The organism is Mucilaginibacter puniceus (genome assembly GCF_054783175.1).
This window is the reverse complement of the sequence record NZ_BAAGRB010000001.1, coordinates 896,508-909,744: the sequence shown is the minus strand read 5'-3', so window position 1 is coordinate 909,744 and position 13,237 is coordinate 896,508. Positions and strand designations below refer to the sequence as shown.

General features: G+C 41.4%; 9 protein-coding genes. 2 read left to right on the top strand and 7 right to left on the bottom strand.

Annotation, left to right across the window (positions count from 1 at the left end):
• Nucleotides 1-6: 6 nt before the first annotated feature.
• Complete coding sequence (gene lon, locus ACYVJ6_RS04265) at nt 7-2,478, bottom strand: endopeptidase La (RefSeq protein WP_460692788.1); 2,472 nt, start codon at nt 2,476-2,478, stop codon at nt 7-9.
• A 357-nt stretch (nt 2,479-2,835) separates the two neighbouring features.
• Here lon and ACYVJ6_RS04260 point away from each other — a divergent pair, with 357 nt between their 5' ends.
• The gene (locus ACYVJ6_RS04260) at nt 2,836-3,471 is read left to right on the top strand and encodes a tetratricopeptide repeat protein (protein WP_460692787.1); all 636 of its coding nucleotides are present in this window, start codon (nt 2,836-2,838) and stop codon (nt 3,469-3,471) included.
• Here the strand turns inward: ACYVJ6_RS04260 and ACYVJ6_RS04255 are convergent.
• The gene (locus tag ACYVJ6_RS04255) at nt 3,468-4,019 is read right to left on the bottom strand and encodes a hypothetical protein (protein WP_460692786.1); all 552 of its coding nucleotides are present in this window, start codon (nt 4,017-4,019) and stop codon (nt 3,468-3,470) included. The two genes, ACYVJ6_RS04260 and ACYVJ6_RS04255, sit on opposite strands and share 4 nt — an antisense overlap.
• On the bottom strand, nt 4,006-5,526 hold the full coding sequence (gpmI, locus tag ACYVJ6_RS04250) for a 2,3-bisphosphoglycerate-independent phosphoglycerate mutase (RefSeq protein ID WP_460692785.1): 1,521 nt from the start codon (nt 5,524-5,526) through the stop codon (nt 4,006-4,008). Before gpmI ends, ACYVJ6_RS04255 begins: the two co-directional genes overlap by 14 nt.
• Nucleotides 5,527-5,729: 203 nt before the next feature.
• On the opposite strand from gpmI, the gene ACYVJ6_RS04245 reads away from it, so the two are divergent.
• The gene (locus tag ACYVJ6_RS04245) at nt 5,730-6,122 is read left to right on the top strand and encodes a DUF4783 domain-containing protein (protein WP_460692784.1); all 393 of its coding nucleotides are present in this window, start codon (nt 5,730-5,732) and stop codon (nt 6,120-6,122) included.
• Between the two features lie 527 nt (nt 6,123-6,649).
• Here ACYVJ6_RS04245 and ACYVJ6_RS04240 read toward each other — a convergent pair.
• From ACYVJ6_RS04240 to ACYVJ6_RS04225, 4 genes are all read right to left on the bottom strand, one after another.
• Nucleotides 6,650-7,957 carry an ammonium transporter gene (locus ACYVJ6_RS04240; protein WP_460693294.1) on the bottom strand — a complete coding sequence of 436 codons (1,308 nt, stop codon included), beginning with the start codon at nt 7,955-7,957 and terminating at the stop codon, nt 6,650-6,652.
• A 110-nt stretch (nt 7,958-8,067) separates the two neighbouring features.
• Entirely contained in the window at nt 8,068-9,567 is a 1,500-nt protein-coding gene (locus ACYVJ6_RS04235) for an NADH-quinone oxidoreductase subunit N (protein ID WP_460692783.1), read from the bottom strand.
• Nucleotides 9,567-11,168 (bottom strand): complex I subunit 4 family protein, encoded by a 1,602-nt coding sequence (locus ACYVJ6_RS04230; protein WP_460692782.1) that lies wholly within the window; start codon nt 11,166-11,168, stop codon nt 9,567-9,569. Before ACYVJ6_RS04230 ends, ACYVJ6_RS04235 begins: the two co-directional genes overlap by 1 nt.
• 5 nt (nt 11,169-11,173) lie before the next feature.
• Nucleotides 11,174-13,237 (bottom strand): NADH-quinone oxidoreductase subunit 5 family protein, encoded by a 2,064-nt coding sequence (locus tag ACYVJ6_RS04225; protein WP_460692781.1) that lies wholly within the window; start codon nt 13,235-13,237, stop codon nt 11,174-11,176.

The window sequence follows — 13,237 nt, the reverse complement described above, 5'->3', positions numbered from 1 at the left end:
TATTCATTAATTCAAAACGGGTTTTAATTCTTTCACAGTTAAATCAAGCGGCTCTTTAACTTTATCTTTTAATAAAGCCAGGTTGATCACTTCGCGCATATCCGTTACGTAATGAAACTTAAGGTCCTTGATATAATGCTCCTTAATTTCCAGGATGTCTTTTTGGTTTGATCTGCAAAGGATGATCTCTTTAATATTGGCACGCTTAGCAGCCAGTATCTTTTCTTTTAAGCCACCAACAGGCAACACCCGTCCACGCAGGGTGATTTCGCCCGTCATAGCCAAATGAGGTTTTACCTTGCGTTGGGTAAAGGCTGATACCAATGCCGTTAACATGGTTATACCTGCCGAAGGGCCGTCTTTAGGTGTTGCACCCGCCGGAACGTGTACATGCACATCCCATTGGTCAAATACCCTGGGGTCAATATCAAAGGTTGACGCATGCGCCCTGATATAAGCTAACGCAATAGTGGCCGATTCTTTCATTACATCGCCCAAACTACCTGTTAAGGTTACTTTACCTTTACCAGGGCTTAAACTTGCCTCAATAAACAAAATATCGCCACCTACCGATGTCCATGCCAGGCCGGTTACTACGCCTGCGGTATCATTACCTTCGTAAAGGTCCTTATCAAATATAGGCGCACCTAATATTTTTTCAACTTCGGTTTTGCTAACGTTGGTATTGTAAGCCTCGTCCATGGCAATATTTACCGCTATGCCACGTACAACCGAGCCTATCTTCTTCTCCAATCCACGCACACCCGATTCGCGGGTGTAATCTTCCACTATCTTTTCCAGCACATCGTTTTTTATGGCTACATCTTTGGTTTTTAAACCATGCGCCTCGCGTTGTTTGGGCAGTAAGTGCTGTTTGGCTATCTCAATTTTTTCTTCAATGGTATAACCGTTCACTTCAATAATTTCCATCCTGTCCAACAGGGCGGGTTGTACGTTGCTTAATGAATTTGCTGTCGCGATAAACATGACGTTCGACAGGTCAAAATCCATCTCTACGTAATGATCATAAAAAGTACTGTTTTGTTCGGGATCCAATACCTCCAATAAAGCTGATGATGGGTCGCCCCTGAAATCGCTGCCCACTTTATCTATCTCATCTAAAATAAATACCGGGTTAGCCGCGCCGGCTTTTTTAATAGATTGTATGATACGGCCCGGCATGGCGCCAATATAAGTTTTGCGGTGCCCCCTTATTTCGGCTTCATCGCGTATGCCGCCTAATGCCATACGCACATATTTGCGTCCCAAAGCCTTAGCAATTGATTTACCCAAAGATGTTTTACCCACACCCGGAGGGCCAACCAAACAAAGGATAGGCGCTTTCATATTATGCTTTAGCTTCAATACCGCCAAATATTCAATAATGCGTTTTTTAACCTTATCTAATCCAAAATGGTCCTTATCCAATACTTTTTGGGCACGCTTAAGGTCGAAGTTGTCTTTAGTGAACTCGTTCCAGGGCAGGTCAAGCAAAAGCTCCAGGTAGTTTATCTGTACCGAATAATCAGCCGCGGCAGGATTTATACGGGCCAGTTTCTCCAATTCTTTTGTAAAATGTCCTTTTACCTCAACAGACCATTTCTTTTTGGCGGCACGCTCGCGCAGGTTCTCAATCTCCAGGTCGGGAGTATTACCACCCAGTTCTTCCTGTATAGTTTTTAACTGTTGATTTAAAAAATAATCACGCTGTTGTTTATCCAGGTCAACACGCACTTTGCTTTGTATCTGGTTTTTCAGCTCCAGCATTTGCAGGTCAAGCGTTAAATGCCCTAATACCTGGTTAGCACGTTCGCGCAGGTTAGCGGTTTCCAGCAGTTGTTGTTTGGCCGCTGTATCGGCATTCATGTTTGATGCTATGAAGTTGATCAAAAATGAAGTACTTTCAATATTACGTATAGCAATACCTGCCTCGCTTGGTATGTTTGGCGATAGCTGGATAATGCTCATGGCCATATCCTTAACGGATGATATCATGGCCTTAAACTCTTTATCTTCTTTTGCCTTTACCTCTTTAAAAGGCTCAATGGTAGCTTTTAAGTAAGGTTCGGTTTGTACCTCATCTTTTAGTATAAAGCGTTTTTTACCCTGTAATATCACCGTGGTATTACCATCGGGCATTTGCAGCATTTTAACAATTAATGCTACTGTACCAACTTTATATAACTGATCAAAAGTAGGGTCCTCAATAGCTACATCTGTTTGGGCCACAACCCCTATCATGCGGGTGCCTTTGTTGGCATCGCGTATTAATTTGATAGATTTATCCCTTCCTACAGTAATAGGAATAACCACACCGGGAAACAAAACAGTATTACGAAGCGGCAGGATAGGTAAAAACTCGGGCACCTGCTCATTATTCATTTCCTCTTCATCCTCTGACGACATCAGCGGAAAAAATTCTGAATCTTCATTTATCACGGGTAATGCATTATTAAAGTCAAACGGGTCAAAACTCATCAAATCTCAATTTTAAATAAAGCGCCATGTTGTCAGCCTCAAAATACCGGACAATAGCAAAGACAGGTAAAGTTACGATTATTACCAGCGCTATAAGTATGTTTCAAGAGGTATGCCAATATCAGGCTAAAACTGTAATATTGTATAATATATAAGCAATTTCTTGATAATGTGTATGTTATAAATAAGGTAATTAATAGCCAAACAATATGCGATAAATAGTATTATATATGCAAAAAAGTCATGCCATGTTAATAAATATTTTACTATTTTTTAATATTTAATTGTTACTTGGCATAATATTTAAAGTAAAAATCAGTTAATACGTTATATTCTTGTTACACAAGTAGTACTTTAATGAGATTATCGGCCGTAGTATCTTTTCTTATTTTATCCTCTTTGGAAACCGCAGTGGCCCAAAATGCCTATATGCGTTTGGGCAGGCAGGCATTTTATGACGCTAATTATAAAGAAGCCATATCCAAACTGGAAAAGGCAAACTATATTGATTCAACCAATGCTAACGCTTTGTATATGCTGGGATACTCTTACTATCAAAGCGATAATTATCCTAAAGCAATAGCCGCTTTTACCAGACAGTTAGCCATTGCACCTGCCGAAGCGTGGGCTTACTACTATCGGGGCAGATCCAAAACTTATGTGGGCAAGGATGTGCAATTGCAGCCATCCGAAAGAGAAAAACACTTTGTGGGTGCTATATGGGACCTGTCCAAAGCAATTGATATCAATCCTAATGACGCCAAGATCATCAGTTTTTATCAAACCAGGGCTATAACTTACCGGGAATATGGCATATTTAAATTACAGGCCAATTTGCGTGGTACTTACGATAAAATAACAGGGATAAAAGCTTTAAAAGCATCTATTGCTGATTTTGAGAAGATATTGGCCACTGATCCAAACCGCAACGATATAGCTACCCAACTTGACCTATCAAAAGAAAAGCTGGCCAGCGCCGTAGGGCACCATTAATTTAAAGTTCCGGTAATTACGTATTTATTTAACCCAAGCAAACGCACGTGTTGGGTTTTTTCTATTTTGTAGAGCGAGTCGGGCCAGTAGGTTAATTTTTCGTACGTATAATACAGTTTATTTTTGGTGTAATTATATATCCTTATATATTTTACCCTCTCGCCTGTTTTATTAACTATGATCTCCCTGGTTTTCAAATCATCATCTGTAGCGGTATAAATAACCATGGTTGGCGTGGTTTGTACTTTATAACTATCCCGCCAGGCAGGTTTGTTAATGTCTGATTCGCTGAATAAGCTCAACTCGCGCGACCAGTCATCAATCTTTACTTCCTTAGTTTCGGTAACACCGTTATGGGTTACGGTTTTACGTACAGGCTTATTTAACCTGCTTAACCTTTTCGCATCAGCTTTAAAAAAGGCTTTCAGGTCAAAGTATTTAGCCTTAACGCCATCCTCTTTTATAGCAGGTTTGCAGGCTGGTAATAGCAACGCTATCCCAATACCTGCTGCCAATAAGGTATGGTATATATTTTTACACCAATACATTTCCTGTCATTTCGGGTGGTGCAGGGATGCCTAAAATTTTCAATACCGTTGGCGCAATATCGCCCAGTTTGCCATCTTTTACCTGGTGTACATCCTTATCAATCACAATACAAGGCACCAGGTTGGTGGTATGCGCGGTATTTGGGGTGCCATCATCGTTTATCATATAATCGGCATTGCCATGGTCGGCAATAATGATAAACGAGTAGCCATGTGCCATACCTGCCTCAACAACGGCTTTGGTACAGGCATCAACGGTTTCTGCTGCCTTTACTACGGCTTCAAATACACCGGTGTGGCCCACCATGTCGGTGTTGGCAAAATTAAGTACTATAAAATCGGCCCAGCCACTTTCCAGTTCGGGGATAATAGCGTCACGTATACCCTCGGCACTCATTTCGGGCTGCAGGTCATAAGTAGCTACTTTTGGCGATGGCACCATCAGGCGCTTTTCGTTAATAAATTCTTTCTCGCGTCCGCCCGAGAAGAAAAAGGTTACGTGCGGATATTTCTCCGTTTCGGCAATACGTATTTGGTTCTTGCCGGCATCCTGTAAAACTTCGCCTAAGGTTTTGGTCAGGTCCTCCTTATTAAATACCACCTCTACATTGTTAAAGGTTTCGTCATAAGGGGTCATGGTAATATAGCGCAGGTTAAGCGGGTGCAGGTTATATTCAGGAATGGCCTTTTGTGTTAACGCAATGCTGATCTCGCGGCCACGGTCGGTACGGAAGTTAAAGCAAAGCACCACATCACCATCTTTTATAACCGCTATAGGCTGCCCGTTAGCATCTGTATGTACAATGGGCTGCATAAACTCATCGGTAACATCTTTAAGGTATGATGCTTTGATAGCGTTAGTGATATGTTCTGTATGTTCGCCCACACCATTTACCATTACATCGTAGGCCTGTTTTACACGTTCCCAGCGATTATCGCGGTCCATAGCATAATAACGGCCCACAGCCGAAGCAATTTTTATAGGTGTTGGCGCAATATATCTTTCCAGGTCCTCCACAAAACCTAAACCCGATTTCGGGTCGGTATCCCTGCCATCTAAAAAAGCATGTATAAATACATTAGTCAGGCCCGAGCGGTTAGCTGCATCACATAATCCTTTTACGTGGTAAATATGGGAGTGTACCCCACCGTCGGACAGTAAGCCTATAAAGTGAACATCTTTATTATTTTGTTTGGCATAGTCAAAAGCGCTTTTTAACACCGGGTTGCTGATCAATTCGTTTTCGTCAACCGCTTTGTTTATGCGGCCCAGCTCCTGGTAAACTACGCGGCCGGCACCCAAATTCATGTGACCAACTTCCGAGTTACCCATCTGCCCCGCAGGTAAGCCTACGGCTACGCCTGAAGCTTCCAGTTTGGAGTTAGGGTAGTTGGCGATCAACGAATCAAAAAATGGTGTATTGGCAGCTAAAATAGCGTTAGATGCGTCGTTACGGCCGTAACCCCAGCCGTCTAATATTAATAATGCAAGTTTTTTGTTTTCCACAATGCAAATATAGTGATTTGGTGAGGAGTTGATTGAGTGAGTAGTGAGTAGTTTTATTAGGCGAGTAATGAATAGGTGATCTTAACTACGGGCAACCACTCCCCTAATCAGCTTAATAAACCATTCACTTAAAAATTAGTCAAATCCATAAAAAATAAATAACTTTAAGTATAAGTTATAACTATAATTTAAAACAGCATCCTATGAAAACTCTTTACTTATCGCTGATGCTATTATTTAGTTCGTTAAATTTTGCATTAGCTGCCGACCCGATTGAACACGTTACCGAACTTTTTAGCAAAGGTAACACCCAGGAGATAGCCAAACTTTTCCCTGCTAATGTGGATATGGGCGTAATGGCCGATGTAAATACCTACACCAAGGCCCAGGCCGAGCAAATGCTGCAAAAATTCTTTGCCCAAAACAAACCGCTTGCTGCCAAAGTGCTGCATAAAGTAACCTCAAGCGCCACGTTTAACCTGGCGGTTATATTGCTTACTACCGATAAAGGCGTGTACCGCGTATCATGCACCTTAAAAGATAATAAAGGCGTGATGCAATTGGTTGAGGTGAGGATTGAGGGGGAGAAGAGATGATCTTCAATAATGTTACTGCATGTGCGGATTTGCAATCCGCTTAATCAAAGTTTTATAATTGGATAAGTATAAATAATTGTGGAATGAGATTATAAATCCCTTATAATTAAGTCCGGGATCATAGATCCGGACCGACGGTTGCGCACTATTGACTCACCCCGACATCGCTCAGGCGCTCGTCGACCCTCTCTTCGCCTTTGGCGGAAAGAGGGTTGCGGATCTTTGCTTTTCTAATTTCCTCTTTACGGCTTGCCGAAGAGAGGGAGGTCGGACGTAGTGATGACCGGGTGAGTCGCCTCCCCGCTGTCCGTCCAAAATCATGGTTTACACTTTTTGATACTGTAAACAATTAAATAATTGATTATAAAATATTTAATAAAAAAATATGCAAAAATGTGTTAAGTTGTGTTAACCCTAAAAACACCTCTTTGGTGTTTAACTAAGCAATGACCGGATACGTCACAGCGTGATTTAAAACAAAAAAAGGCCCGGCAAATGCCGGACCTCTTACTAAAGGAACAAAATCTTTATAATTTTTCGCCATGTTGGCTTATGTCCAAACCGATAACTTCATCTTCTTTGGAAACGCGCAGCGGAGAGATCATATCAGTGATCTTAAGCAATAATAATGAACCAAAAAACGCGAATATAGATACCACGATCATGGCGAAGAACTGAACTAAAAATAAGTGGGTCTCGCCAAAAAATAAACCTTCGCCGGTTGTGTTGGCAGGGTTTACAGCGGTATTAGCAAATACACCGGTAAGTAACATACCTACCATACCGCCAACACCATGGCAAGGGAACACATCTAATGTATCATCAATTGAAGTACGTGTGCGCCACTCAACTACCAGGTTACTTACCACCGCTGATATAATACCGATGGCTAATGAATGCGGCACAGAAACGAAACCTGCTGCCGGGGTTATAGCTACCAAACCTACTACCGCACCAATACAGGTACCCATGGCAGATGGCTTACGTTTGCGGAACATATCAAAAAATATCCAGGTTATACCACCGGCTGCTGATGCGGTAGTACTTGTTGCCAACGCGCTAACCGCTAAATGATTGGCACCAAATGCCGAACCTGCATTAAAACCAAACCAGCCAAACCATAATAAACCTGTACCTATTAATACATAGGTTATACGGGCCGGTGAATGACTTGGCTCGTTTCTTTTCTTTAAATATAAAGCTGATGCCAAAGCGGCCCATCCGGCAGACATGTGTACTACGGTACCACCTGCAAAATCCAGCACTCCCATTTTATATAATAATCCATTGGGGTGCCAGGTACAGTGCGCCAACGGCGAAAAGATAAATATGGCAAACAGCACCAAAAATATAATGTACGAGTTGAAGCGTATACGCTCGGCAAATGCACCGGTTATTAATGCCGGGGTAATAATGGCAAACTTTAACTGGTACATGGCAAACAACAGCAACGGTATGGTTGGTGCCGATGGCCATGCATTATTACCCAACATACCCTTCATCATAAAAAAGGTTGATGGGTTACCTATTAGTCCGCCTATACTATCTCCAAATGCTAAGCTGAATCCAAATACACCCCACATAACGGTGATGATAACCATACATACTATACTTTGCAGCATGGTTGATATCACGTTCTTTTTATTTACCATTCCGCCGTAGAAGAATGCCAAACCGGGTGTCATAATTAAAACTAACGCGGTTGACATTAACATCCAGGCTATATCGCCGGTGTTATATTCTGTATGAGCAGTTTTATCATACTCAACAGATGGAAAAAGAAAAGTTAATGCGAGAATACACAGGATTACAAAAAATGGAAAATAACGTTTCATTTGAATACTTGACATTAATTTAGATTAGAGCCCCGAAATTATGATTAATATCATATACAAATGAAATAAATGTGAAAGTTTTATAAAAAAGTGGATAAAATTTAATTTTTTTATAAAAAAGCTAATAATTTATCGGGGAAAATACCCAGTACAAGCAAAATCAAACTAATTATCACCACAAAAGCGATAATTGAATTTGATTTATACACCGGAAGGGATAAATTATCACTTCTTTTTAAAAACAGATAAAGAGGGATCTTGATATAATAGAACAAAGCTACCACTGTTGTAATAGCACCCGTTATCATTAAAGCCAATAGCCAAACATCATGCGTTTCCTGGTAAACGCTGTAAACTGCCGAAAAAACAAATAACTTCCCGGTAAACCCTGCAGAAACGGGCAAGCCTGTTAATGATATTAATATAATGATGAAGCAAACCGAGGCTACGGGATATTTTAAACCTAATCCTTTATAGCCTTGAACATCATCTGCATTGGCAGCATTGGCAAAATAGGAAGCCAGTGCCAGCGCGCCTATGTTTGCTAAACCATATACCGCCAGATAATAAATTAACGCGCTTATACCCTGCTCGCTAAACGTCACTATGGCCATTAAAGCAAAGCCGGTATGCCCAATACTGGAATAAGCCAGCATCCTTTTTACATTATTTTGTAAAACAGCTGCAAAATTGCCGGCAATTAGGGTTATAATACCTAAAACAGACAGATAAAGCTTAAAATCGAAAGCCGAAACCTTTATTAAGAAGATAAAAGGCGTTAAAAAGTTAACCAACAAACCAAAAGCGGCAATTTTTGGCAGGGTAGATAAGTAAGCAGTAACCGGAGTTGATGCGCCCTGGTAAACATCGGGCACCCAAAAGTGTAAGGGTACAAATGATAGTTTGAAACCAATACCAATTAAAACCAGCACCATAGCCAACGTAACCCCTATTGGAGCAACCGTTATTAAGGATTGTAACGCCTCTGCCGAATAAAAATTCAACGACCCGCTAAAGCCGTATAGTAACGATATACCATACAACATCATAGCCGATGATGCCGCACCAAACAATACATATTTTAAACCGGCCTCAGTACTTAAGGCGTTTTCTGAACGGTATGCTACCATGAGGTAAGAAGCTATGGACACCATCTCGATAGCTAAATAAACAGACAACAGATTTACCGCCATCACCATTAAATGTAACCCGAATATAGAACCAATGGTTATAGTGTATAGATCAGATAGGCCCTTTGAGTGTGCCTTTAAACGTTCATCCCAGGCAAAGTAGAGTAGTAATACAAATGCTAAAACGTCAATAATAAACTTAAATGCGATGATCTTATAATTAAGCCGTAGCATATCGCTGAACAAAAACCGGGGGCCCTTTAATATTAATTCGACTTGCTGCAGATCCTTAAATACAATAAACAGCATACCCGCTACAGCAATAATGCGGCATAACTTCTCGGAGTTTTTACCAAATAGCATGTCAGTAACCAATACCAACAAAAACAATATAGCCAGGCAAACCTCGGGCATAAAAAAACCAAGGTCGCCCAAAATATGGGTTAGCTGTTGCGGTATATAGGGTAGCAGATCGTGCATTATCCTTGTAAAAACTGAACTAATAATAATACCGAACTATTGATCTTTTCAAACACCAACGAAGGCATCACCCCTAATACTAATACGATGGCTGCCATGGGTACTAAGGTTATAATTTCGCGGGCGTTCAGATCGGTTAAGGCTTCTTTCCAGGCATCACCGCCTTTTAGGGATAGATTGCCAAAAAATACACGCTGCAATGTCCACAGAAAATAGCAGGCACTAAACAATATACCCACCGCGCCTAAAGCCGACATCCAATAAGGCAATAAACCATTTACAGCCGGCGATTTAAATGCACCTGCTAAAGTAAATGCCTCGGCAATAAATGCGGAGAAGCCCGGTAAACCTAATGATGCGAAAAATGCGATCAATATAAACACGGTGTACTTAGGCATTAAACCACCCAAGCCTCGGAAATTATAAATATCCCTGTCATGCACACGGTTATACACTACCCCTACCAGGAAGAACAGCATAGTGGAAAGGAAACCATGACTTACCATTTGCATAACCGCGCCACTCATACCCTCGGCAGTTTGCGAGGCTATTCCCAGCAATACAAAACCCATTTGCGATACAGATGAGTAAGCGATAACTCTTTTCAGATCGCGCTGGGCAAGCGCGTTAAATGCGCCATATAATATGGATATCACACCCAATAAACCTAACCAAAATGCGCCTGAATGGGCCACCTCGGGGAAGATGCTTACGCATACTCTTATAATTCCGTAGCCACCAATTTTTAATAGTATACCTGCCAGTATGATAGATACCGGGGTTGGTGCTTCTACGTGTGCATCAGGCAGCCAGGTGTGTAAGGGCACTACCGGCACTTTAATAGCAAAGGCAATAAACAATATCACAAAGGCAATACCCCGCGCTGAGACGCCGAAAATGGTTTGATTAGCTACCAATGATAGAATAGAATCGTGCCCGAAATTAGCAGGATTCATCATTTGTACCATATTGAAGGTATGGTTGCCTGTTGCCGGGTCGGTTACTGAAAGATACAGTCCTATCATCACCAACAGCATAAACACCGAACCGAATAAGGTATATAGGAAGAACTTAATAGCTGCATACTCGCGCCGTATGCCACCCCACATCCCTATCAGGAAGTACAATGGCAGTAGCATTAGCTCGTAGAAGATATAGAACAAAAAGAAATCCAGCGAGCAAAATACACCAACAACCGCCATATCCAGTATCAGAAACAGCACGAAGAATCCTTTCAGGTTGGTGGTTATCTCCCATGAGGCTAATGCAGCTATAACCAATATTAGCGATGTCATGACCAATAGCGTAACCGATATACCATCTATTCCCACAAAGTAATCTATCTGCATTTTGCCCATGGTACCCAAATCCAGGTTTATCCACGGTAGTTTATGCACAAACTGAAACTGCTCCTCATGTATTACGCCGCCATAATCCGCACCGGTTTTAAAGTTGAGGTATATCCATACGCTTATACATAACTGCACCAACGTAGCAGCAACGGTTATGTACTTAAAGCTGCCCCGCATAGTTGATGGCAGTAAGGCTATCACTATAGCAAACAGTATGGGTATAAATATTAATAAAGTTAATATGTTCATCAGGCTCAGATCAGTATTTTTAAAATAAACAGCGCCAGCACAATAGCCAGCATACTAAATAAATAATATTGAATTTTACCACGCTGAAAGCAGCGCACAAACTGGCCCACGCTTTCAACTATAAATGTAAGCAAACGCGATACACCATCAATAATATAATAATCAAACCAGGCAGCTATCTTAGCTATAAAGACAACCACATTGGGTAATAAATTTACAAATCCGTCAATAATCTTATGGTCAAAACTAAACACCGCACGGCTGATAGCCATAAAAGGTGTTACAATAAACTGCATATAAATAGCATCAATATACCATTGGTTATAGGATAAACGATACAGGAACCCCGTTTGCGGGAACGACCACGTGTTGCGCTTAAAGTAAATATCATAGGCGCTGTAAATAACAAACAGGCTAGTTATGTTTACCCCTGCGGGGATGATGGTATGGTATATATTTACGCGCTCTAAATAATTTGAAGGTGTTAACCCGGTATATAGCCAGGCGTGTTCATATATCAGCGGGTTTAAAGAGAATAGCGGGAATAATGAAGCCAATGCCAAAAAAACTAACGGTGCTTTATACTTCCATCCCCCATCGCTAATATGGTAGGTAATGTCGGGATGAAACTGCTCCAGCTTAAACTTGCCGAAAAATACTTTTACTATCAGCCTTACCACATAAAAAGCGGTGAGCCAGGTGGTGGCAATGGCACCATAAGGAATCAATTTAAACCAAATATTTTTACCATCAGACCAATCAAAGGCTTGTATTAAAATGCCGTCTTTTGATAAATAGCCCGATGTAAGCGGCAAACCAATTAATGCCAAACTGCCAATAACGGCGGCAATAAACGTAAGCGGCAGTTTTTTGCGCAGGCCGCCCATGTTTAAAATATTTTGCGGATCGATATCGAGGTTATTATCGTCTTTAATATGCTGTACCTGGTGTATCACAATACCGGCTACCAAAAACAGCAGGCATTTAAAAAAAGCGTGCGTTACCAGGTGGAACAATGATGAAGCATAAGCATGAACACCTATAGCCATGATCATATATCCTAATTGCGATATGGTAGAGTAAGCCAGAATACGTTTCAGATCGTTTTGCGTGAGCGCGATGGTGGCGGCCATAAAAGCCGTGAAGCAGCCTACACCGGCCAGTATACTTAGCTCAACCGGAGTAAACATTACATATACCCTGCCTAATAAAAATACACCTGCGGCTACCATTGTTGCAGCATGAATTAGTGCCGATACGGATGTAGGGCCTTCCATAGCATCGGGCAACCAGGTATGTAATGGAAATTGTGCCGACTTAGCGGCTACCGCTAAAAATATACCACCGCAAGCTACATACTGCCAGGTGGCGGGTATTGTGTGTATAGGGCTTATCCAGCTGCCGTCTTTAATAAATGATTGTGCAATCAACCCATTATCACCAAAAAGCTGAACCATATCAAAGGTGCGGTATTGGGCAAATAGGATAAGTAGGGCTATTAATAAACCAACGTCTCCTATCCTATTCATAATAAAGGCTTTTTTATTGGCCTGTACAGCCTTATCGCGGGTGAACCAGAAACCTATCAGCAAGTATGACGAAAAGCCCACCAGTTCCCAAAAAGCATAAAACAGCACTAAATTATCTACCACCACTAACGCCAGCATACTAAAGCAAAAGAAGCTGAGATAAGTAAAGTAGCGGTTGTAACGTTCATCATGCTTCATGTAGGCCATGGAGTACACATGTACCGGCAATGCAATAAGCGACACCAGCAATAACATCAATACCGACAGGTTATTTAATAAGACACCTGCATATAGTTTGGTGCTGCCAATGGTAAACCAAAGTTGTTGCACATGCTGTGGTTGCTGGTTCCATACATCAGCAAAAACCATTACTGATAATACACCACTTATTAATATGGCTATGGTTGATACCCATCCTGTTACCTTGCCCGCTGCTTTAGGCACAAAATAGTTAACCGCAAATGCCAGTAAAGGCATAAGCACCGCAGCTATGGCATAGCTAACGGTTAACGAATTTTGATATGACAGGTAGGTTTCCAA

What these genes read in the sequence shown, in the direction of transcription:
- lon (WP_460692788.1), bottom strand. Translation starts at nt 2,478, where the DNA reads ATGAGTTTTGACCCGTTTGACTTTAATAATGCATTACCCGTGATAAAT.
- ACYVJ6_RS04260 (WP_460692787.1), top strand. Translation starts at nt 2,836, where the DNA reads ATGAGATTATCGGCCGTAGTATCTTTTCTTATTTTATCCTCTTTGGAA.
- ACYVJ6_RS04255 (WP_460692786.1), bottom strand. Translation starts at nt 4,019, where the DNA reads ATGTATTGGTGTAAAAATATATACCATACCTTATTGGCAGCAGGTATT.
- ACYVJ6_RS04245 (WP_460692784.1), top strand. Translation starts at nt 5,730, where the DNA reads ATGAAAACTCTTTACTTATCGCTGATGCTATTATTTAGTTCGTTAAAT.
- ACYVJ6_RS04240 (WP_460693294.1), bottom strand. Translation starts at nt 7,957, where the DNA reads ATGAAACGTTATTTTCCATTTTTTGTAATCCTGTGTATTCTCGCATTA.
- ACYVJ6_RS04235 (WP_460692783.1), bottom strand. Translation starts at nt 9,567, where the DNA reads ATGCACGATCTGCTACCCTATATACCGCAACAGCTAACCCATATTTTG.
- ACYVJ6_RS04230 (WP_460692782.1), bottom strand. Translation starts at nt 11,168, where the DNA reads ATGAACATATTAACTTTATTAATATTTATACCCATACTGTTTGCTATA.